Source organism: Pseudomonas sp. BS-2016 (assembly GCF_001806145.1).
GTDB classification, from domain to species: domain Bacteria; phylum Pseudomonadota; class Gammaproteobacteria; order Pseudomonadales; family Pseudomonadaceae; genus Aquipseudomonas; species Aquipseudomonas lundensis.
Genome location: NZ_MLCT01000010.1, coordinates 85,329 through 107,236, shown reverse-complemented (window position 1 = coordinate 107,236; position 21,908 = coordinate 85,329). Strand labels below are relative to the sequence as shown.

General features: G+C 57.9%; 16 protein-coding genes. 10 read left to right on the top strand and 6 right to left on the bottom strand.

All coding sequences use genetic code 11. From position 1 onward, the window contains the following. The first annotated feature begins 8 nt into the window (after nt 1–8). From BKD70_RS01875 to BKD70_RS01830, 10 genes are all read left to right on the top strand, one after another. Nucleotides 9–1,442, top strand: a complete 1,434-nt coding sequence (locus tag BKD70_RS01875; protein WP_047277496.1) for a sigma-54 dependent transcriptional regulator — start codon at nt 9–11, stop codon at nt 1,440–1,442. A gap of 731 nt (nt 1,443–2,173) precedes the next feature. After that, nucleotides 2,174–3,568, top strand: coding sequence for a polynucleotide adenylyltransferase PcnB (locus BKD70_RS01870; RefSeq protein ID WP_047277498.1), 1,395 nt, complete (start codon nt 2,174–2,176; stop codon nt 3,566–3,568). Between the two features lie 3 nt (nt 3,569–3,571). Continuing rightward, complete coding sequence (folK, locus tag BKD70_RS01865; RefSeq protein WP_047277501.1) at nt 3,572–4,072, top strand: 2-amino-4-hydroxy-6-hydroxymethyldihydropteridine diphosphokinase; 501 nt, start codon at nt 3,572–3,574, stop codon at nt 4,070–4,072. Nucleotides 4,073–4,276: 204 nt separating this feature from the next. Continuing rightward, on the top strand, nt 4,277–5,077 hold the full coding sequence (gene panB, locus BKD70_RS01860) for a 3-methyl-2-oxobutanoate hydroxymethyltransferase (RefSeq protein ID WP_047277503.1): 801 nt from the start codon (nt 4,277–4,279) through the stop codon (nt 5,075–5,077). Further along, a complete protein-coding gene (gene panC, locus BKD70_RS01855) occupies nt 5,074–5,934 on the top strand; it encodes a pantoate--beta-alanine ligase (protein WP_047277505.1) in 861 nt (286 codons plus the stop codon). The genes panB and panC overlap by 4 nt, the downstream gene beginning before the upstream one ends. 257 nt (nt 5,935–6,191) lie before the next feature. Then, nucleotides 6,192–7,856, top strand: a complete 1,665-nt coding sequence (gene pgi, locus BKD70_RS01850) for a glucose-6-phosphate isomerase (protein WP_047277507.1) — start codon at nt 6,192–6,194, stop codon at nt 7,854–7,856. Between the two features lie 47 nt (nt 7,857–7,903). Next, entirely contained in the window at nt 7,904–8,773 is an 870-nt protein-coding gene (locus BKD70_RS01845; protein WP_047277509.1) for an oxygenase MpaB family protein, read from the top strand. 155 nt (nt 8,774–8,928) lie between these two features. Then, nucleotides 8,929–10,110 (top strand): acetyl-CoA C-acetyltransferase, encoded by a 1,182-nt coding sequence (locus BKD70_RS01840; protein ID WP_047277511.1) that lies wholly within the window; start codon nt 8,929–8,931, stop codon nt 10,108–10,110. 102 nt (nt 10,111–10,212) lie between these two features. After that, a complete protein-coding gene (locus tag BKD70_RS01835) occupies nt 10,213–11,226 on the top strand; it encodes a class I SAM-dependent rRNA methyltransferase (RefSeq protein ID WP_047277512.1) in 1,014 nt (337 codons plus the stop codon). Between the two features lie 111 nt (nt 11,227–11,337). Next, complete coding sequence (locus BKD70_RS01830; RefSeq protein WP_047277514.1) at nt 11,338–14,265, top strand: DUF748 domain-containing protein; 2,928 nt, start codon at nt 11,338–11,340, stop codon at nt 14,263–14,265. A gap of 244 nt (nt 14,266–14,509) precedes the next feature. On the opposite strand, the gene BKD70_RS01825 is transcribed toward BKD70_RS01830, so the two are convergent. The 6 genes from BKD70_RS01825 to infB form a co-directional block, all read right to left on the bottom strand. Next, nucleotides 14,510–14,863, bottom strand: a complete 354-nt coding sequence (locus tag BKD70_RS01825; RefSeq protein ID WP_047277516.1) for a BON domain-containing protein — start codon at nt 14,861–14,863, stop codon at nt 14,510–14,512. 299 nt (nt 14,864–15,162) lie between these two features. Continuing rightward, entirely contained in the window at nt 15,163–17,268 is a 2,106-nt protein-coding gene (pnp, locus tag BKD70_RS01820) for a polyribonucleotide nucleotidyltransferase (RefSeq protein WP_047277518.1), read from the bottom strand. Between the two features lie 225 nt (nt 17,269–17,493). Next, the gene (rpsO, locus tag BKD70_RS01815; RefSeq protein WP_047277520.1) at nt 17,494–17,763 is read right to left on the bottom strand and encodes a 30S ribosomal protein S15; all 270 of its coding nucleotides are present in this window, start codon (nt 17,761–17,763) and stop codon (nt 17,494–17,496) included. Nucleotides 17,764–17,918: 155 nt separating this feature from the next. Further along, the gene (gene truB / locus BKD70_RS01810) at nt 17,919–18,836 is read right to left on the bottom strand and encodes a tRNA pseudouridine(55) synthase TruB (RefSeq protein ID WP_047277522.1); all 918 of its coding nucleotides are present in this window, start codon (nt 18,834–18,836) and stop codon (nt 17,919–17,921) included. 3 nt (nt 18,837–18,839) lie between these two features. Then, nucleotides 18,840–19,241, bottom strand: coding sequence for a 30S ribosome-binding factor RbfA (gene rbfA / locus BKD70_RS01805; protein ID WP_047277524.1), 402 nt, complete (start codon nt 19,239–19,241; stop codon nt 18,840–18,842). Nucleotides 19,242–19,399: 158 nt separating this feature from the next. Then, nucleotides 19,400–21,904, bottom strand: coding sequence for a translation initiation factor IF-2 (infB, locus tag BKD70_RS01800; protein ID WP_047277526.1), 2,505 nt, complete (start codon nt 21,902–21,904; stop codon nt 19,400–19,402). Nucleotides 21,905–21,908: the final 4 nt, after the last annotated feature.

The following is a 21,908-nucleotide window of genomic DNA, read 5'->3' as shown; positions in this document are numbered from 1 at the left end:
CCGAATCAATGCCGCATATTTTGATCGTCGAAGACGAAACCATCATCCGCTCCGCGTTGCGCCGCTTGCTGGAGCGTAATCAGTACCAAGTCAGCGAAGCGGGCTCGGTGCAGGAAGCGCAGGAGCGTTTCAGCATTCCCTCGTTCGACCTGATTGTCAGCGACCTGCGCCTGCCGGGCGCGCCAGGCACCGAGCTGATCAAGCTCGGAGAAGGCAAGCCGGTGCTGATCATGACCAGTTACGCCAGCCTGCGCTCGGCCGTCGACTCGATGAAAATGGGCGCGGTCGATTACATCGCCAAACCCTTCGATCACGACGAAATGCTGCAAGCGGTCGCGCGCATTTTGCGTGATCGTCAGAACGCCGAGAGCCAGTCCGTCGAGCGCCCGGCCAAAGCTGCGGCTGCTGACAAAAATGCTGTGGATAACAGTAATGGCGAAATCGGCATCATTGGCTCTTGCCCGCCCATGCAGGACCTGTACAGCAAGATCCGCAAAGTGGCCCCCACAGACTCCAACGTATTGATTCAAGGCGAATCAGGTACGGGTAAAGAGCTGGTGGCCCGTGCCCTGCACAACCTGTCCAAGCGTGCCAAGGCACCGATGATCTCGGTTAACTGTGCGGCGATTCCTGAATCACTGATCGAATCGGAACTGTTCGGCCATGAAAAAGGCGCGTTCACGGGCGCCAGCGCGGGCCGGGCCGGGTTGGTCGAGGCGGCGGATGGCGGCACCCTGTTCCTTGATGAGATCGGTGAACTGCCCCTCGAAGCCCAGGCGCGCTTGCTGCGGGTGCTTCAGGAAGGCGAAATCCGCCGCGTAGGGTCGGTGCAGTCTCAAAAGGTCGATGTACGCCTGATTGCCGCGACTCACCGTGACCTTAAAAGCCTCGCCAAGATCGGCCAGTTCCGCGAAGACTTGTACTACCGCCTGCACGTGATTGCGCTCAAGTTGCCCGCGCTGCGAGAACGTGGCGCAGACGTCAACGAGATCGCCCACGCGTTCCTTGCCCGCCAAAGCGCCCGCGTGGGCCGCACCGACCTGAAATTCGGGGCGGACGCCGAACAAGCCATTCGACATTACGCCTGGCCAGGTAACGTGCGTGAACTGGAGAACGCTGTAGAGCGCGCGGTGATTCTGTGCGAAAGCCCGGAAATTTCCGCCGACTTGCTGGGCATCGATATCGAGCTGAGTGATCTACAAGACGACGACTTTATCGGTCTTGCCCCACAACAGAGCATCAGCAGCGGTAACACCAGCCTGGACCCGACCGAAGATTTGTCACTGGAAGACTACTTCCAGCATTTCGTGCTGGAGCATCAGGATCACATGACTGAAACCGAGCTGGCTCGCAAACTGGGTGTCAGCCGTAAATGCCTGTGGGAACGCCGCCAGCGCCTGGGCATCCCGCGCAGGAAAACAGGGGTTGCCAGCGAGGGGTAACGCTTCAGGTAACACTCACTCACGTGAAAAAACTGTTACCTCACGCTAAACACGTAACAAATGCCGGGTCTTACGGTAACGAAGACCCGGCTTTTTTTTGGCCTGAAAAAGGTGAAATGCGGGAAAAGCCCCGCGTTTGCTGGGCCTGGCAAAAGTTGGCACGACACCTGCTATATGTATTCGTACAAGAACAATAAGAATCACAGCAACACACAATAAAAATAAGACGTATCGGCTCACGCATAACAAAAACAACACGGCGGAGGCGCAGCTAACTGATTCTTTTGGAGAGGTGTTGTCATTGGGGCTTGCCCCACGACTAGGCAGAGAACAACAAAAACTGCATGTAAAGCAGACCCTGAACTAGTTGGATCATGGATCACATCAACACAGCGACCAAAGCAATCCGTTTGCTCTTATCTCCCGATTGGGAGGGTTACACCGGCAAACCCGGGTAACCAGGGCGATCAACAAAAACAAGAAGCCCGCAACCAATAATAAAAATAGAGCACGCAACTAATTCTGGGGGAGCTTCGGCTCCCCTTGTGGTTCCTGCGATTCGACAAAATCATTTAGCCTCTCTAACACGGCCCTCTTGCGCAGGTTCTGAGCGTGTGTGGCAATCGACAGGTTAAGCGTCCTACACCATCCCCTGACTAAATGCTAGAATCCCCGCCCATCATGCGGTCATTCTTCGTTTTGGCCGAACATTCCTTCAAACAGTGCATCCCATGCTGAAGAAGCTGTTCCAGTCATTCCGTTCTCCCAAGCGTCGTACGCAACAACTGCGCAGCACCCCAGAAGTGCTCAACAGCAGCCAACACTCGCTGCAACGTGCCCAGTTCAGCCGTTACGCGGTCAACATTGTCGAGCGTCTGCAAAACGCCGGTTACCAGGCTTACCTGGTTGGCGGCTGTGTACGCGACATGTTGCTCAACATCACCCCCAAAGACTTTGACGTCGCCACCAGCGCCACGCCTGAACAAGTGCGTGCGGAATTCCGTAATGCGCGCATCATCGGCCGACGCTTCAAGCTGGTACACATCCACTTTGGTCGCGAGATCATTGAGGTCGCCACTTTCCGCGCCAATCACCCGCAAAATGACGAAGAGGAAGACAGCAATCAGTCCTCGCGTAACGAAAGCGGGCGCATTTTGCGCGACAACGTATACGGCACACTGGAAGAAGACGCCCAGCGTCGCGACTTCACGATCAATGCCCTATATTACGACCCGGTCAGCGAACGCATTCTCGATTACGCCAACGGTGTACACGACATCCGCAATCGCTTGCTGCGCCTGATTGGCGACCCGCAACAGCGCTATCAGGAAGACCCCGTGCGCATGCTGCGAGCCGTGCGCTTTGCCGCCAAACTCGACTTCGGCATCGAGAAGCACACAGCGGCGCCGATTCGCGATCTGGCCCCCATGCTGCGCGAAATCCCGTCTGCGCGACTGTTCGAAGAAGTGCTCAAGCTGTTCCTCTCGGGGAATGCTTCTGACACATTCGAAATGCTGGTTGACCTTGAGTTGTTCGATCCACTGTTCCCGGCCAGCGCCGAAGCACTGGAACACAACCCGACGTACACCCACACCCTGATCAGCGAAGCCTTGCGCAACACGGACCTGCGGATCAAACAGGGCAAACCGGTGACCCCGGCGTTCCTGTTTGCCGCCCTGCTGTGGCCTGCACTGCCAGCGCGTGTTCTGCGCCTGCAGGACCAAGGCATGCCGCCTATTCCTGCCATGCAGGAAGCCGCGCACGAGCTTATCAGCGAACAATGCCAGCGCATCGCCATTCCGAAACGCTTCACCCTGCCCATTCGCGAAATCTGGGACATGCAGGAGCGCTTGCCGCGTCGCAGTGGCAAACGCGCCGACATGCTGCTCGACAACCCGCGTTTCCGTGCCGGTTACGACTTTTTGCTGTTGCGTGAAAGCGCAGGCGAGCAGACAAACGGCCTGGGCGAGTGGTGGACCGAATATCAAGACGCCAACGACAGCGGTCGCCGCGACATGATCCGTGACTTGAGCAACGCCAAGGATGACGGCGCGGGCCCAGCGCCCCGCAAACGCCGACGCACAGGCGCCAACAAGCGTAAACGCAGCGCAGGCGCTGACGAGTAAGTGATGGAACGCATCTACATTGGAATGGGCAGCAATCTGGCTGACCCGGCCGAACAACTGCGCAGCGCTGTCGAAGCGCTCGCGCACCTGCCTCAATCCCGCTGGGTCGGGGTGTCAGCCTTCTACCAAAGCGATTCGTTACTGCCGGGGCAGCCGCGCTACACCAATGCCGTGGCCGCCATCGACTCCAACCTGGCGCCGCTTGCATTGCTCGATGCGCTGCAAGCCATCGAAACGGATCAAGGCCGCGAGCGCCTTGAGCGCTGGGGGCCGCGCACCCTCGACCTCGACATCCTGCTGTTTGGCGATCGCCTGATTGACGAACCGCGTCTCAAAGTCCCGCATTACCATATGCACGCTCGTCCGTTCGTGCTGTACCCCCTTGCCGAACTGGCCCCCGCCTCGCTGACCCTGGCCGATGGCCGCAGCCTGCAACAGCTCTTGAACGACTGCCCGTATGTCGGTCTTGAGCGCCTCGCTCCTGGCGCTGAATCGAATCAATAACCGCGGTAACACTCACGCGGTAACACCTCTAATTGACTTCCCGTGTGCTCGTCACGACTATAGGCATCCCGCTGCCGCCTACCCGGCGGCGCAATGTGAAAAGCCGGCATTCAAAGCACCGCTTTAAAGGTGCGCCTGCTTATAACGATGAATCACGCGCGTGACTCGCAGTGGTTATCGCACTGCCTGACGAGGATCCTTTTCATGCCAGCTATCACCCTGACCACCCTGCAAAGCCTTAAGCAAAAAGGTGAAAAAATCACCATGCTGACGTGCTATGACGCCACCTTCGCGCACGCCTGCAATCAGGCTGGCGTTGAAGTGTTACTGGTGGGCGACTCCTTGGGCATGGTCCTGCAAGGGCATGACAGCACACTGCCAGTTACTAATGACGAGATGGCCTACCACGTGGCCTGCGTCAAACGCGGCAATCAGGACGCCCTGATTCTCGCCGACATGCCGTTCATGGCAAACGCCACCCTTGAGCAAAGCCTGAACAACAGCGCCCAGCTGATGAAAGCGGGTGCGCACATGGTCAAAGTCGAGGGCGCTGTCTGGTTGGCCGAGTCCATTCGCCTGATGACCGAACGCGGCATTCCCGTGTGTGCCCACATGGGCCTGACGCCACAAACCGTTAACGTGTTGGGCGGTTACAAGGTTCAGGGTCGCAATGAAAACCAGGCGCGCCAGATGCGTGCAGATGCCATCGCCCTTGAACAGGCGGGTGCCGCCATGTTGCTGCTTGAGTGCGTACCGAGCGAGCTGGCGAAAGAAATCACCCACGCGGTGAAGATCCCGGTTATCGGGATTGGCGCTGGCAGCGACACTGACGGCCAGGTGCTGGTACTGCATGACATGCTCGGCCTGTCCCTCACCGGGCGTGTACCCAAGTTCGTGAAAAACTTCATGACAGGCCAGCCAGACATACAATCGGCGCTCAGCGCTTATGTGACCGAAGTCAAAGCCGTCAGCTTTCCTGGCGCCGAACACGGATTCTCTGCATGAACACTGTTAAAACCGTCCGCGAGCTGCGTGCAGCTGTCGCCCGCGCCCGCAGTGAAGGCAAGCAAATCGGCCTTGTCCCGACCATGGGCAACCTGCACAGCGGCCACGCGGCACTGGTCACGAAAGCAGCCCAGCAGGTCGATTTCGTCGTGGCCAGTATTTTCGTGAACCCGCTGCAGTTCGGGGCCAACGAAGACCTCGACACCTACCCGCGCACGCTCGCCGCCGATCAGGAAAAACTCCTGCAAGCGGGCTGTAACCTGCTTTTCGCCCCGACCGTAGAAGAAATGTACCCCCACGGCATGCAGGGTCTGACCCGCGTCACCGCTGCCGCCTTGAGCAACGAGCTGTGCGGCAGCCGTCGCCCGGGGCACTTTGACGGTGTTACCACGGTGGTCAGCAAACTGTTCAACATGGTTCAGCCTGACTTGGCGATCTTTGGGCAAAAGGACTATCAGCAACTGGCCGTCATCCGGGCGATGGTGCATGACCTGAACATGCCCATTCAAATCATCGGAGAGCCCACGGTGCGCGCCGAAGATGGCCTGGCCCTGTCGTCGCGCAATGGCTACCTGAGCGAAGAACAGCGAGCGCTGGCCCCGGCCTTGTATCGCCACCTGCGCGAAATGGCCACGGCCATCCAGAACGGCGAGCGCGACTATCTGGCATTGTCGAGCCAACACGCCGCTCAACTGGAAGCGCTCGGGCTGCGTGTGGATTACCTTGAAGTTCGCCACGCATCGACGTTGCTGCCAGCCGACGTCAGTGATCGCGACCTGGTGATTCTGGTTGCCGCCTTCCTGGGCACTACCCGCCTGATCGATAACGTGCATGTGAACCTTGATAACGCACTGTGAGCCACGGGCGATAAAGGCTTCGCAATCGACACAAAAACACTGAAACGTTTCACCTGAAGTCACGTAGCGGTGACAAAAGTTACCGCTACGTGTCAGACAAAGCCGAGACAGATGCAGGCACTAGGGTTAATGTGATCGCCCTGCTTGTGTCTGATGCGTTTAAGCAGGCGAACCGCAGTCCGCCCGTCTTTAATGTGGAGGATTCGGTGTTTTCAGTGTCCAACAGGCAGTTCAAGCAAAAAAGGATATCCGCAGCGATGGCGTACTACCGCACTCCTCATGACGTTACCGCTCTGCCCGCTTGGCAAGCGTTGAAGCAACACCGCGCCGGCATGCAACATTTCAGCATGCGCGACGCGTTTAACAGCAACCCCAAACGTTTTGAAGATTTCACCCTGAGCAGCTGCGGGCTGTTCCTGGACTACTCGAAAAACCTGATCACCAACGAAACCCGCTCGCTGCTGGTCGATCTGGCCAACGAAGTCGACCTCAAGGGTGCAATCAAATCGTTGTTCTCGGGCGAAATCGTCAACGCCTCCGAAGGCCGTCCGGCCTTGCACACGGCACTGCGTCGCCCGGTGGCCGACAAGCTCTCGGTCAATGGCGCGGACATCATGCCCGAGGTGCATAAAGTCCTGAACAAGATGACCGAACTGGTCGGTCGCATTCATGAAGGCCTGTGGCGCGGTTATACCGAAAAGCCCATCACCGACATTGTGAACATCGGTATCGGCGGCTCGTTCCTGGGCCCAGAGCTGGTGTCCGAAGCGCTGTTGTCCTACGCGCAAAAAGGTGTTCGCTGCCATTACCTGGCGAATATCGACGGCAGTGAATTCCACGAGCTGTCGCACAAGATCCGCGCCGAAACCACCCTGTTCATTGTTTCGTCCAAATCGTTCAACACCCTCGAAACCCTGAAGAACGCCCAAGCCTCCCGCGCCTGGTATCTGGCGCAAGGCGGCTCCGAAGCTGAACTGCATCGCCACTTCATTGCGGTGTCGAGCAACAACGAAGCGGCGGTCGCGTTCGGTATTCGCGAAGAAAACATTTTCCCGATGTGGGATTGGGTCGGCGGTCGTTATTCGCTGTGGTCGGCTATCGGCTTGCCCATCGCGCTGGCCATCGGCATGTCCAACTTCAAGGAATTGCTGTCCGGCGCCTACAGCATGGACCAGCACTTCCAGAACGCTCCGTTCGAGCAAAACATGCCCGTGCTGATGGCCGCGCTGGGCGTCTGGTACGGCAACTTCTGGGGCGCACAGAGTCACGCGATCCTGCCGTACGACCACTACTTGCGTAACATCACCAAGCACTTGCAACAATTGGACATGGAGTCCAATGGCAAGAGCGTGCGCCAGGACGGCACGCCCGTGTCGACCGACACAGGCCCCGTGATCTGGGGCGGTGTGGGCTGCAACGGCCAGCACGCGTATCACCAGTTGCTGCACCAAGGCACCCAACTGATTCCGGCCGACTTTATCGTGCCGATTGTCAGCTTCAATCCGGTCGCCGACCACCATCAGTGGCTGTATGCCAACTGCCTGTCCCAAAGCCAGGCCCTGATGCTGGGTAAAACCCGCGAAGAAGCCGAGGCCGAGCTGCGCGAAAAAGGCATGCCAGAAGAGCAGGTGCAAAAACTCGCGCCGCACAAGGTGATCCCGGGCAACCGCCCGAGCAACACCCTGGTGGTCGAACGCATCAGCCCTCGCCGCCTCGGCGCACTGGTTGCGCTGTACGAGCACAAAGTGTTCGTGCAAAGCGTGATCTGGGGCATCAACGCCTTCGACCAATGGGGCGTAGAGTTGGGCAAAGAGCTGGGCAAGGGCGTCTACTACCGCCTCACCGGCAGCCTGGAAGAGCCGGCCGATGACGCTTCGACCCAAGGCCTGATCAATTATTTCCGCGGTCGCCATCGCGGTTGATTGAGCGCCAGCCAGTCACCCCGACTGGCTGGCACAACCGAGGCAACATGGACATCATCCGTCGCTCCATCGAACGTCAAATCATGAGCCTGACCGGGCTTTCACTCGGCCAGCTGGACCTCGAAAACCCCAAAGGCGATCCCGGCCTGTTTGGCCCCGATTCCATCAGTTGGCAAGTGCATGGTGATTTCACCAGCATGCTGATTGGCGGCATCAGCGCTTTGATGCTGCAAGCCTTGCACCCGTTGGCGCTTGCCGGGGTATGGGATCACTCCAATTTCAGACAGGACATGCTGGGGCGGCTGCGTCGCACCGGGCAGTTCATTTCCGGCACCACGTTTGGCTCGACGGCAGACGCCGACTGGCTGATCGACAAGGTGCGCACCATTCACGAGCAGGTCACGGGCACTGGCCTCGATGGCCGCCCTTATGCCGCCAGCGACCCTGCATTGCTGACGTGGGTGCATGTCGCGGAGGTCAGCAACTTTCTGGCCGCGCATTTACGCTACCGAAACCCCTATTTGTCAGTCGCGGATCAAGACCGGTACTACGACGAAATTGCTGTGGTCGCTGAGCGACTGGGCGCGAAGGATGTGCCGCGCTCGCGCCAGCAAATCGCTGATTACCTGCAACAGGTTCGTCCCCAATTGTTATGTGACGCGCGCAGCCATGAAGTCATTCGCCTGCTTCTGGATGCCCCCTCTCCCAGCGTGCTGGCCAAGCCGTTTGGCGCCCTAATGATGCAGGCCGGAATCGATTTGCTGCCCGATTGGGCCAGCGATCAGTTGGGGCTGTATCAACGTCCCATGACGCGCACGCTGATTCGCGCCAGCGTGAACCGCACCGCCCCGCTTTTGCGCTGGGCCGTGCGTGATGGCTCCGTGCAAAGGGCGCGACGGCGGATGGGAATTACCTGACACGTACAGTCCGGTAGCCCACGGGGAATGACGCTGGCGAACCAGCCCCGGCCGTGCGCAACCATGGTCGGCGACTACACCAGGCAAGGATATTTGTGACACCATGCGCGCCTGATTCCGAGCGACACACGCCAATAATAATGAGGATTCGCGCCATGCAAGACGTCGTAATCGTTGCCGCCACTCGCACTGCCGTCGGCAGCTTCCAAGGTTCACTGGCCCACGTACCTGCGGTTGATCTGGGGGCGGCAGTCATTCGTCAACTGCTGGAACAGACCGGCCTGGACGGTGCCCACGTTGATGAAGTGATCATGGGCCAAGTGCTGACCGCCGGCGCCGGCCAGAACCCGGCCCGTCAGGCCGCAATCAAGGCCGGCTTACCGTTTGCCGTACCTGCGATGACCCTGAACAAGGTCTGCGGATCTGGCCTCAAGGCGTTGCACCTTGCCGCGCAAGCCATTCGCTGCGGCGATGCCGAGGTCATCATTGCCGGGGGCCAGGAGAACATGAGCCTGTCCAACTACATCGTGCCCGGCGCCCGTACCGGCCTGCGCATGGGGCACAGTCAGATCGTCGACACCATGATTAGCGACGGTTTGTGGGATGCGTTCAACGATTACCACATGGGTATAACCGCCGAAAACCTGGTGGATAAGTACGGCATCAGCCGTGAAGCTCAGGATGCGTTTGCCGCTGCCTCTCAACAAAAGGCCATTGAAGCCATCGAAACCGGCCGCTTTGTGGATGAAATCACGCCCGTATTGATCCCGCAGCGCAAAGGTGACCCGATTGCCTTCGCCACGGACGAACAACCGCGCGCGGGCACAACGGCTGAATCGCTGGCAAAACTGCGCCCTGCCTTTAAAAAAGACGGATCGGTCACGGCGGGTAATGCATCCTCACTCAATGACGGCGCTGCAGCGGTCATGCTGATGAGCGCGAACAAAGCCCAGGCGCTGGGCTTGCCAGTCCTGGCTAAAATCGCGGCCTACGCCAACGCAGGCGTCGACCCGGCCATCATGGGTATCGGCCCAGTGAGCGCTACCCAACGCTGCCTGGCCAAGGCAGGCTGGACGCTGGCACAACTGGACCTGATCGAAGCCAACGAAGCGTTCGCCGCCCAAGCCTTGTCGGTGGGTAAAGAACTGGACTGGGACGCAAGCAAGGTCAACGTGAACGGTGGCGCCATTGCCATTGGTCACCCGATTGGTGCGTCAGGGTGCCGAATCCTCGTCACCCTGCTCCACGAAATGCTCAAGCGCGATGCCAAAAAAGGCCTCGCAACCCTCTGCATCGGTGGCGGTCAGGGTGTAGCGCTGGCGATTGAGCGCGCGTAACTATCGTCCCATCGCAGGAGCGAACCTGCTCGCTCCTGCACCAAACCACCCGCGTTGTTCTGGTAAACTCCCGCGCCTTCTCTGTCCCCCAAGGCGCAACGCATGTCTTCCTTGAATCAGGCGCTGCGCGCCGCCCTCGATAACCGTCACGACTTGCTGGCCGAGCTGCACGCTCAAGGCACAGATTGTTATCGCCTGTTCCATGGCAGCCAGGAAGGTGCCGGGGGCTTGACCATCGACCGTTACGGCCCGCAACTGCTGGTGCAAAGCTTTCACCAGCGTCTTGAGCGCGATGATTTGCTGCAACTGCATGAAGCCATCAATCGTCATGTGGGGCTGGAACTGCTACTGGTCTACAACGACCGCTCTCAGGGCAATTCCCGCATTGATCGTGAAGACACGGTCTACCGCGCCGACGAGGCCGCCCTGCAAGACCTGGTGGGCCATGAATGGGGGCTGAACTACCGTGTGCGCGGCCGCCATGCCGGTCAGGACCCGTTGCTGTTTCTTGATCTGCGTAACGCACGCGGGTGGGTCAAACAACACAGCGCTGGCAAACGCGTGCTCAACTTGTTCGCCTACACCTGCGGGGTTGGCCTGAGTGCTGCCGCAGGCGGCGCAAGCGAAGTCTGCAACCTGGACTTTGCCGAAGGCAATCTGGCCGTGGGTCGCGAGAACGGGCTGTTGAACCCGACGTTGCCCAGCATGAAATTTGTGCAGTCTGACTATTTCGCAGCGATCCGCCAGCTGGCGGGTTTGCCGATCATTCAGCGTCGCCACAAGCTGCCGGCTTACCCGCGCCTGGAGCAACGCGAATACGATCTGGTTTTGCTGGACCCGCCCGCGTGGGCCAAAAGTGCGTTTGGCACGGTCGACCTGCTGCGTGACTATCAAAGCCTGCTCAAACCCGCCGTTTTGACCACCGCGCCCGACGGTGTGCTGATTTGCTGCAACAATCTGGCGAAAGTCAGCATGGACGACTGGCGAGAAAACGTGCTGCGTTGTGCCGAAAAAGCGGGACGCCCGGTACGTGACTGGCAGGTGCTGACCCCGGCCAGCGACTTCCCGTCAATGGACCGCCAGCCACCGCTCAAGACGTTGGTCTTGCAGTTCTAAGCCCCTCATCCTGCTCAGTAATACCCTGATCAAATATAAGGCGGTCGTCTCGGAACCAGAAACGCGTGCCATACTCCAAGGCACCTCCGACTGTAATAGACGACGCCTCACATGCCCAAAGGATTGATTCGCGCCATTGGCGCCGTGCTGACTGCCCTCGCACTTTATAGCTTGCTCGGCTTTTTGATCGTACCCGGCATCGGTTTGCGCATCATCAACCAGCAATTGGCCAACTACGCCACCACCCCCGCCCGGCTTGATCGCCTTGAGTTCAACCCATTCAGCCTTGAGCTGACGCTGTGGGGGCTGAAGATAGGCGAACCGGGCAAGGAGCAGGTCGGATTCGAACGCCTGTACACCAATTTGCAGGCTGACAGCCTGTGGACCAAAGCCTTGCACCTTGCCGACGTGCAGCTCGACAAGCCCAAGACAGAATTGGTGTTCAGCAAGGATGGCACGCTCAACCTGACGCAGCTGTTCAAACTCCCCGCCAGCGAACCAACACCTGCCACCCCTGACAGCAAACCTTTCCCGCTGCGCATCGATCGCATCAAGCTGGCGGACGGCTATCTGCACTTTGCTGACGTACGGCCTAGCGAGCCAATCGAGTTTTTGTATGACTCGATGAATGTGGAGCTGAAAAACCTCAGCACGCTTCCTGACGACAACGCTGACATGACCCTGGTCGCAGCAGGCCCTGAAGGCGGCCGGATCGACTGGACCGGCACCTTGAGCATTGTGCCAATCGCGTCCGAGGGCACGCTTAAAGTGACTGATGGCAAAATGAAAGTATGGTGGCCTTATGTTCGGGATGCCTTGCCGCTGGTCCTGGAAGACGGCGTCCTCAATTTCAGTACCGACTACACATTGAACCTGGCTAAAGAAACCGAGATGGTCCTGAGCAATGCCTCGGCCAGCATCGCGCCCTTCAAGCTCAATGCGCCCGATGGCCGTCCGCTGGCGCGCCTTGAGCGCCTTGATGTCAGCGACACCACGGTCGATCTCGCCAAGCAACACGTCGTGGTCGGCAAGATCAACAGCAAGAACCTTGAAACCTGGGCTACCCGCGAAGCAGACGGACAGTTGGATTGGCAAAAACTGTTTGCCAGCCAGCCCGCTGGCCGGGCAAAGCCAACAGCCAATGACCCGGTGACAGTTGAAGCCCCCAAACCCGGACCGGTCGCACCGAGCAAACCTTGGCAAGTGCTGCTCAAAGACGTGGAGCTGCGCGATTACCGCGTTCATCTGGCTGACAAAGTGCCCAAAACACCCGTTGCGCTTGAAGTAGGCCCGTTGAATCTGAACGTGAAGAACTTCGACAGCCTGAACCAGTCACCCTTCAGCCTCAAGCTGGATACCGGCATCGGTAAACAAGGCAAGCTCACCGCCAGCGGCGACGTGAACCTGAACCCGGTCAGCGCCACATTAAATGTCACCACCCAAGACATCGACTTGCGGGTGGCGCAGGCTTACATCGACCCGTTTATCCGTCTGGAGCTGCGCAGCGGCATGCTGGACAGCGATCTCGTCGTTGACCTTAAACGTATCGACCCGCTGGCCTTCACGGTCCAGGGCAACGTACAGATAGCTCAGTTACACACCCTCGACACCATGAAAGATCGCGACTTCCTGAAGTGGCAGCGTCTGGGGCTGGAGAAGCTGAATTATCAACACGGTGACAGCCTGTCCATCGCCAAGGTCAACGTTGCACAGCCGTATGTACGCTTCATGATCAACGATGATCGCACCACCAACATTGATGACCTGTTGATTGCGCAACCCGCTGGCAGCGCCAGTAAAACCGACGCCAAACCAGCGGCCGGCAAAGACAAGCCTTTGGGCATTCACGTGGGTGGCATCGCAATCAATGACGGTTCGGCTAACTTTGCCGACTTCAGCCTGACCCCCAACTTTGCGACAGCGATTCAACAGCTAAACGGCCAGATTGGCACCATTGATAGCCGACAGGCCAAACCGGCCAGCGTCAACATCGCCGGTAAAGTGGACCGCTACGCGCCTGTCACCATCAAGGGCAGCGTCAATCCTTTCGATCCGATGGCGAGCCTGGACATCGCCACCAGCTTCAAACGCGTAGAACTGACCACACTGACGCCCTACTCCGGCAAATTCGCGGGGTATCGGATCCGCAAGGGTCGCCTGAACCTGGACTTGCACTATTTGATCACCAAAGGTCAGCTCAAGGCCGAGAACAAACTGGTGGTTGAACAATTGCAACTGGGGGAAAAGGTCGACAGCCCTGATGCCGTGGATTTGCCCATTAAACTGGCCATCGCATTGCTCAAGGACACCGACGGCAAGATTTCCATCGAGCTTCCGGTAACGGGGGACCTCAATAACCCGCAGTTCAGCGTGATGCCAATTGTGTGGCAAACCTTGCGCAATCTCGTGCTGCGGGCAGCACAAGCGCCCTTCAAGTTCATTGGCGGGCTGATCAGCGGTGGGGGTGCCGAGGACCTCGGTACCGTGTCCTTCGCGCCTGGCTCCAGCGAGCTGAGCCCTGAGGCCCAGAAAGCCCTGACAACCCTGGCTGCAGCGCTCAAGGAACGCCCTGCGCTGCGCCTGGAGATTGAAGGCACTGCCGCGCAAAGCAGTGATGGCCCGTTCATTGCCAAGGAACGCCTGGAGCGTGAATTCCAGTACAACTACTACAAAATCCTGCAACGCCGCGGCGAGAAAGTGCCGGCGCAAGCGTCACTGCTTAAAGTCCCTGATGACGAGAAAGGCCCGTTACTCGAAGGCATCTATCGCACCCGACTCAAGCAGCAGCCGCCGGCCGAGTGGGCGAAATTGAGTCGTGATGAGCGCGCGCAAAAAATGAGCGACGCGTTGATCGACTTCTGGAGCAAAAGTGAGGTGCTGTTACGTCAGTTGGGGCAGGAGCGCGCCAGCCGCATCAAGGATTTCCTGGTGGACAAAGGCCAACTGGCCGATGAGCGCGTCTACTTTGTGGACGCCACGCTGGGTGAGGCACAAAGCGACGGTCGCGTGATCTCTCCCTTGCATCTGGACAGTGAATGATCGCTGTTCACACATCAAAGTCAGCGCGAGGCAGGTCTGTATGTGGCTTGCCCGTTGCACTTGATGGGTCAGCAAACCCGATCAATGCTTTTATCTCCCCCAAATAGAACAGCCCCCGACGCAAGCGTCGAGGGCTGTAATGACCACATCCATGTGGCCGTCGCATGAACCAATTTTGAAAGCTGCAGATGATCGGTTAGATCATCTGCTCCGGCTTTCCCCCGGTTCTACGAGAAAAGTAAACTTACTGAGCTTTCAGGCCATCAGCCGAAACAGCTTTTACGCCTTTGATTTTCTTGGCGATGTTAACTGCCATTTCTTTTTGCGCGTCAGTGACTGCAACGGTGGAGGACAAAGAAACAACACCTTTGTTGGTCTCAACTTTGATGTCAGTGCCTGGAATACCTTTTTCAGTCAGCAGGTCTGATTTAACTTTGGTGGTGATCCAGGTATCAGAAGTGGCTTCTTTGGCTTGATCCATTTCGCCAGCAGCGACGACCATAGGCGCCTGAGCAGTGGATTGAGCAGCAAATGCTGCGTTAGCCATGGTCAGGGTCAGAGCGGTGGCAGTTGCAGCAGCGATAGCGAACTTCTTCATACGAGTAACTCCTGTCTTCTTTAAGATCTGCGCCGGCGTGCGGCTGCAGGGTTATCAATACTATTGCAGGCGCTGTGCCAACTTTTTTAAAAAATAAAAACCTTATATATCAAGCACTTAATCGCATATCTATTTTTCAGCTTCGTGCAGAATGCATGAACGCTCGCAGAGACTGCATGCAAGATGCGGCTTTTTGATCATGGCCTTTAGCCCACCTGCAAAAAGATCCCCTGTCGTTATCACCGCCCATAAAAAAAGGATCCCGAAGGATCCTTTTTCATCACACGCTCAGGTCGCGATTAAGCTTCCGAAGCCTTGGCGGCAGCAACATCCTTGATGGACAGCTTGATACGGCCGCGGTTGTCCACGTCCAGTACCAGCACTTCCACTTCCTGACCTTCTTTCAAGATGTCAGTCACTTTCTCTACGCGAGCATCGCTCAGCATGGAGATGTGAACCAGGCCGTCTTTGCCCGGCAGGATGTTCACGAATGCGCCGAAGTCGACGATGCGCTCAACCTTGCCGATGTAGATCTTGCCGATCTCAGCTTCAGCGGTGATGCCCAGAACGCGCTGACGCGCCGCTTCTGCCGCTTCCTTGGTCTCGCCGAAGATCTTGATCGAACCGTCGTCTTCGATGTCGATCGACGCTTTGGTTTCTTCACAGATTGCACGGATGGTTGCGCCACCTTTACCGATAACATCACGGATTTTGTCGGTGTCGATTTTCATCGCGATCATGGTCGGCGCATTGGCAGACAGTTCGTTACGCGACTGACCAATGATCTGGTTCATCTGACCCAAGATGTTCAGGCGAGCGTCTAGGGCCTGGCCCAGGGCGATCTCCATGATCTCTTCGGTGATGCCTTTGATCTTGATGTCCATCTGCAGCGCGGTCACACCTTTGGAGGTACCGGCTACTTTGAAGTCCATGTCGCCCAGGTGGTCTTCGTCACCCAGGATGTCGGTCAGTACAGCGAACTTCTCGCCTTCTTTAACCAGACCCATGGCGATACCGGCAACCGGTGCCTTCATCGGTACACCGGCGTCCATCAGTGCCAGGGAAGCACCGCACACCGATGCCATGGAGCTGGAGCCGTTGGATTCGGTGATTTCCGATACGACACGAATGGTGTACGGGAACACGTCAGCAGCAGGCAGCATGGCCTGAACGGAACGACGCGCCAAACGGCCGTGACCGATTTCGCGACGGCCAGCACCACCCATGCGACCACACTCGCCTACCGAGAACGGAGGGAAGTTGTAGTGCAGCATGAACGGGTCTTTCTTTTCACCTTCCAGCGTGTCCAGCAGCTGTGCGTCACGGGCAGTACCCAATGTCGCGACAACCAGCGCCTGGGTCTCGCCACGGGTGAACAGTGCAGAACCGTGAGTTTTCGGCAGGACGCCCACTTCGATGTTCAAAGGACGAACTGTCTTGGTGTCACGACCATCGATACGCGGTTTGCCGTTTACGATGTTTTCGCGAACGGTGCGGTATTCGATTTCACCGAAAGCAGCTTTGACTTCAGACGCCGAAGGCTGGCCTTCTTCGCCCGACAGCTTGGCAACCACCTGGTCACGCAACTCGCCCAGACGTGCATAGCGCTCGTGCTTGACGGTGATGGTGTAAGCCTGGGAGATCGCTTCGCCGAACTCGGCACGGATTGCGCCCAGCAGTTCAGTGGCTTCTGGAGCAGCAGCCCAGTCCCACGTCGGTTTGGCAGCTTCGGCAGCCAGCTCTTTAACAGCCTGGATAACAACCTGGAATTCGTCGTGGGCGAACAGTACGGCACCCAGCATCTGGTCTTCGGTCAGCTCTTTGGCTTCCGACTCAACCATCAATACGGCTTCCGACGTACCGGCAACCACCATGTCCAGGCTGGACGCAGCGAGTTGTTCGTAAGTCGGGTTCAGCAGGTAACCGGTGCTTTCGTGGAATGCAACACGGGCAGCACCGATCGGACCATCAAAAGGAATGCCGGAGATTGCCAGGGCAGCCGAAGTACCGATCATTGCCGCAACATCAGGATCGGTTTTCTTGCTGGTGGACAGAACGGTGCAGACAACCTGCACTTCGTTCATGAAGCCTTCCGGGAACAGCGGACGAATCGGACGATCGATCAGGCGCGAGGTCAGGGTTTCTTTCTCGGAAGGGCGACCTTCACGCTTGAAGAAACCACCTGGGATTTTACCGGCGGCGTAGGTTTTTTCTTGGTAGTGAACCGACAGAGGGAAGAAGCCCTTGCCTGGATCAGCTTGCTTGGCGCCGACGACAGTCACCAACACGCTGACGTCGTCGTCAACGGTGACCAATACTGCGCCGGAGGCCTGACGGGCGATACGGCCAGTCTCTAGGGTAACGGTCGACTGACCGAACTGAAATTTTTTGATAACCGGGTTCACGGTGTCCTACCTTCTCTTTGTGGCTCTTGGGGAACAGGTTTCTTGCGAAATACGGGTGCAATGCCGGGTGTCAGCCCGATCAGGATGCTTACGAAAACGGCCGACGGGGTGCGCTTTCGTAAACATCCGGTGAGTCCAGATAAAACTTGAGGCTGGAAGCCCGCCGCCCGCCCGCGAGAAACGCGCAGGTGGACGACAGACAACCAGCCTCCAGCAACATCGCTATTAGCGACGCAGACCCAGGCGAGCGATCAGCGTAGCGTAACGGCTGATGTCTTTGCCTTTCAGGTAGTCCAGCAGCTTGCGACGCTGGTTTACCATGCGGATCAGACCACGACGGGAGTGGTGATCTTTACCGTTGGCCTTGAAGTGACCCTGCAGCGTGTTGATGTTGAAGGTCAGCAGTGCAACTTGCACTTCTGGAGAACCTGTATCACCTGGAGCACGCTGGTAGTCAGCTACGATTTCTGCTTTGTGTTCAACTGTAAGTGCCATGTGGCTTTCCTTTCTTCAGGGGTCTGTCTGCACGCAAACAGATCCAATAGGCCGAGGACAAATCCTCGTATTTAAATGTGAGATGTGACCGTGCCTAATAACAGCCACCCTCGTTCCAGTCCTCACAGGCAATAGCCGGCTTGGCCTGGCTCCGGTCATTCCGACCGAATCAGTCGACGCGGCGCAATGCGCCCGTCTTCGCTCACTTCACCGATACCGATGAAGCGACCATTGTGATCTTGTACCCGCACCATGCCAAACTTTGGCGCATCGGGAGCGCGAACCGGTTGGCCATTGAGCCAATAGAACGCGCTGTGCTCCGAGAAGTGCAGCAAAGGCCAGTCAAGCAAGCCGCTGTCCGATGGCATCAGGAAGCGGTCGACGGCTTCATTGCCACCTTCAGCATGCACGGCTTCCAGTTCTTCCAGCGTTACCGTCTGGGCCAAACTGAAAGGGCCTGCCTGGGTGCGGCGTAGTTGCGCAACATAGGCTCCGCAACCCAGCTCTTCACCGATATCTTCCACGAGGGTACGAATATAGGTGCCTTTGGTGCAATCCACAGCCAAGCGGGCAGTGTCACCTTCGCTGGCCAGTAATTGGAGGCGGGTAATAGTAACAGAACGCGGTTCGCGCTCCACCACCTCACCTGCACGGGCGAGCTTGTAAAGCGGTTGCCCATCACGCTTGAGCGCCGAGTACATTGGCGGTATCTGACTGATTTGCCCGCGAAACTTCGGCAAGACCGCCTCAATATCGGCGCGACCAACGGTCACCGGACGGGTCTTTAAAACCTCGCCTTCTGCATCGGCAGTGGTGGTGGTTTTGCCCAACTGCATCAAGGTTTCATAACCCTTGTCAGAATCGAGCAGGTATTGCGAAAACTTGGTGGCTTCGCCAAAGCACAGCGGCAGTACGCCGCTGGCCAATGGGTCCAGGCTACCGGTGTGCCCTGCCTTCTCGGCATTGAGCAGCCAGCGGACTTTCTGCAAAGCCGCGTTGGACGTAAAACCCAATGGCTTGTCCAGCAGGATGATGCCGCTGACGTTACGACGGATACGCTTGACCTGAGCCACCGGTTACTCCTTGGTGTCTTCGGGAGCAGTCGCATCGGGATGCTGATTGTCTTCAGCCACTGCACGCTCGATCAACGCAGACAGGTGCGCGCCACGCACGACGCTTTCGTCGTAGTGGAAGTGCAGCTGAGGAACACTGCGCAGCTTCATTTCACGCGCCAGTTGCATACGCAGGAAACCAGCCGCCGAGTTCAGTACCTTGATGGTCTGAGCGATATCTTCAGCGTTGTCCTGCCCCATTACGGTGATGAAGATCTTGGCGTGACCCACGTCACGGCTGACTTCAACAGCAGTAATGGTGACCAGACCCACACGCGGATCTTTGACTTCACGACGGATCAGCTGTGCCAGCTCTCGCTGCATCTGATCGCCGATACGTTGGGTACGGCTGTATTCTTTTGCCATGTCTTGTTACCTGTTACTCACCCATGGGAAACCCATGCGTTCTGAAAGCGGCAAACGCCCGGCCAGACAGAAGCCGGACCGGGCGTTGCGTTTAGAGTCCGGGACGGGCCACGTGCATTTGCATGCCGCGGGACGTCCTGGCTCTTGAGGCTCGCGATTTAGAGGCTGCGAGCAACCTGGACCTTCTCGAACACTTCGATCTTGTCGCCGACTTTAACGTCGTTGTAGCTCTTGACGCCGATACCGCATTCCATGCCGGCACGCACTTCGGCAGCGTCATCCTTGAAGCGGCGCAGAGATTCCAGCTCGCCTTCAAAGATAACGATGTCGTCACGCAGTACGCGGATTGGACGGTTACGGTGAACAACACCTTCGAGCACCATGCAACCTGCGATGGCACCAAACTTCGGCGAACGGAATACGTCGCGAACTTCAGCAATACCCAGGATGTTCTCGCGGACATCGCTGCCAAGCATGCCGGTAAGGGCTTTCTTGACGTCTTCGATGATGTCGTAGATGACGTTGTAGTAACGCATGTCCAGGCCTTCCTGCTCGACAATCTTGCGAGCGCCAGCATCAGCACGCACGTTGAAGCCGAACAATACAGCGTTGGAGGCCAGTGCCAGGTTTGCGTCGCTTTCGGTGATACCACCGACGCCGCCGCCCACTACACGCACTTGCACTTCGTCGTTACCCAGGCCGCTCAGGGCGCCCTGCAGAGCTTCCAGCGAACCACGGACGTCAGATTTGAGGACGATGTTAAGCGTCTTCTTCTCTTCCTGGCCCATGTTCTCGAAGATGTTTTCCAGCTTGCCTGCATGAGCACGCGCCAGTTTCACTTCGCGGAACTTGCCTTGACGGAACAGGGCAACTTCACGTGCCTTCTTCTCGTCAGTCATTACGCTCATCTCGTCGCCAGCGTCTGGCGTACCGTCCAGGCCGAGAATCTCGACAGGGATGGATGGACCGGCTTCCTTGATGGCCTTGCCGTTCTCATCGAGCATGGCGCGGATACGGCCATAGTTGGAACCGACCAGAACCATGTCGCCTTGACGCAGGGTACCGTCTTGAACCAGCACGGTCGCAACAGGGCCACGGCCTTTGTCCAGACGGGACTCGACAACTACGCCACGGCCTGGAGCCGATGGAGTGGCCTTGAGTTCCAGAACTTCAGCTTGCAGCAAGACGGCTTCGAGCAACTCGTCAACGCCAGTACCCATTTTCGCCGAGACCGAAACAAACGGAGTGTCACCACCCCACTCTTCCGAGGTCACGCCGTGGACGGACAACTCGCTGCGGATGCGATCGAGGTCAGCACCTGGCTTGTCGATTTTGTTCACTGCAACCACCAGCGGCACGCCAGCTGCTTTCGCATGCTGTACAGCTTCGATGGTTTGCGGCATGACGCCGTCGTCAGCAGCCACAACCAGAATCACGATGTCAGTTGCCTTGGCACCACGTGCACGCATTGCGGTAAACGCAGCGTGACCCGGGGTATCGAGGAACGTGACCATGCCGCGTTCGGTTTCAACGTGGTATGCACCGATGTGCTGGGTGATACCGCCTGCTTCGCCAGCCGCAACTTTGGCACGACGAATGTAGTCAAGCAGGGACGTTTTACCGTGGTCAACGTGACCCATTACGGTCACAACCGGAGCACGGGAGAACGACTCGCCTTCGAACTTCAAGGACTCGGCCAGGGAATCTTCCAGGGCGTTGTCGCTGACCAGCGTCACTTTATGGCCCAGTTCTTCAGCAACCAACTGGGCAGTTTCCTGATCCAGAACCTGGTTGATGGTGGCCGGAGTACCCAGCTTGAACATGAACTTGATGACTTCAGCAGCCTTGACCGACATCTGCGCAGCCAAATCGCCGACAGTGATGGTCTCGCCAATCTGTACGTCACGAACAACCGGGCCGGTCGGGCTCTGGAAACCGTGCGCGTTACGTTTTTTCAGCTTGCCTTTGCCACGACCGCCACGGCGGAAGCTATCGCTTTCTTCGTCAGAAGTGCGCGGAGCAACACGTGGTGCAGGGGCTTTTTCTTTAACCGATGCACGATGAGGAGCATTTTTACGCTCGCCATCACCACTGCCGCGACGATTGTTGTCGTCTGCGCGTGGTTTGTCCGGACGACGCTGTTCATCACGCTTACGTGCATCGGCGGCTGGCGCAGGTGCTGGCGCTGCTGCAGGAGCAGCTTGCGCCGGAGCAGGCGCGGCAGGTGCCGCGGCGGCCGGAGTCGAGGCAGGCTGACGGCGCGCTTCTTCTTCGGCGCGACGCTTGGATTCTTCTTCAGCCTTTTGACGTGCAGCATTTTCTACTGCGCGGCGTTCATCCAGCTCACGCTTGCGCTCAGCTTCGATTTCTTCCGGGCTGCGCTGTACGAAGACTTTCTTCTTGCGTACTTCAACGCTGATGCTTTTGCTGCCAGCGACACGCAGGGTGCTGGTGGTTTTACGCTGCAAAGTGATTTTGCGCGGTTCTTCCACTTTCGCCTTGTGGCTGCTTTTCAAGTGAGTCAGCAGAGCTTGCTTCTCACTGTCGGTTACATTCTGCTCGGCGGCGGTGTGCGGCAGACCTGCCTCACGCATCTGCTGCAACAGGCGCTCAACCGGTGTTTTGACCTCATCGGCCAGTTGTTTCACCGTGACTTGCGTCATGCAT

Excerpts from the sequence above, each read along its gene's own strand:
- BKD70_RS01840 (WP_047277511.1), top strand. The coding sequence starts at position 8,929 with ATGCAAGACGTCGTAATCGTTGCCGCCACTCGCACTGCCGTCGGCAGC.
- BKD70_RS01845 (WP_047277509.1), top strand. The coding sequence starts at position 7,904 with ATGGACATCATCCGTCGCTCCATCGAACGTCAAATCATGAGCCTGACC.
- BKD70_RS01835 (WP_047277512.1), top strand. The coding sequence starts at position 10,213 with ATGTCTTCCTTGAATCAGGCGCTGCGCGCCGCCCTCGATAACCGTCAC.
- BKD70_RS01825 (WP_047277516.1), bottom strand. The coding sequence starts at position 14,863 with ATGAAGAAGTTCGCTATCGCTGCTGCAACTGCCACCGCTCTGACCCTG.
- pgi (WP_047277507.1), top strand. The coding sequence starts at position 6,192 with ATGGCGTACTACCGCACTCCTCATGACGTTACCGCTCTGCCCGCTTGG.
- BKD70_RS01830 (WP_047277514.1), top strand. The coding sequence starts at position 11,338 with ATGCCCAAAGGATTGATTCGCGCCATTGGCGCCGTGCTGACTGCCCTC.
- infB (WP_047277526.1), bottom strand. The coding sequence starts at position 21,904 with ATGACGCAAGTCACGGTGAAACAACTGGCCGATGAGGTCAAAACACCG.
- panB (WP_047277503.1), top strand. The coding sequence starts at position 4,277 with ATGCCAGCTATCACCCTGACCACCCTGCAAAGCCTTAAGCAAAAAGGT.
- rbfA (WP_047277524.1), bottom strand. The coding sequence starts at position 19,241 with ATGGCAAAAGAATACAGCCGTACCCAACGTATCGGCGATCAGATGCAG.
- rpsO (WP_047277520.1), bottom strand. The coding sequence starts at position 17,763 with ATGGCACTTACAGTTGAACACAAAGCAGAAATCGTAGCTGACTACCAG.
- BKD70_RS01870 (WP_047277498.1), top strand. The coding sequence starts at position 2,174 with ATGCTGAAGAAGCTGTTCCAGTCATTCCGTTCTCCCAAGCGTCGTACG.
- BKD70_RS01875 (WP_047277496.1), top strand. The coding sequence starts at position 9 with ATGCCGCATATTTTGATCGTCGAAGACGAAACCATCATCCGCTCCGCG.
- folK (WP_047277501.1), top strand. The coding sequence starts at position 3,572 with ATGGAACGCATCTACATTGGAATGGGCAGCAATCTGGCTGACCCGGCC.
- panC (WP_047277505.1), top strand. The coding sequence starts at position 5,074 with ATGAACACTGTTAAAACCGTCCGCGAGCTGCGTGCAGCTGTCGCCCGC.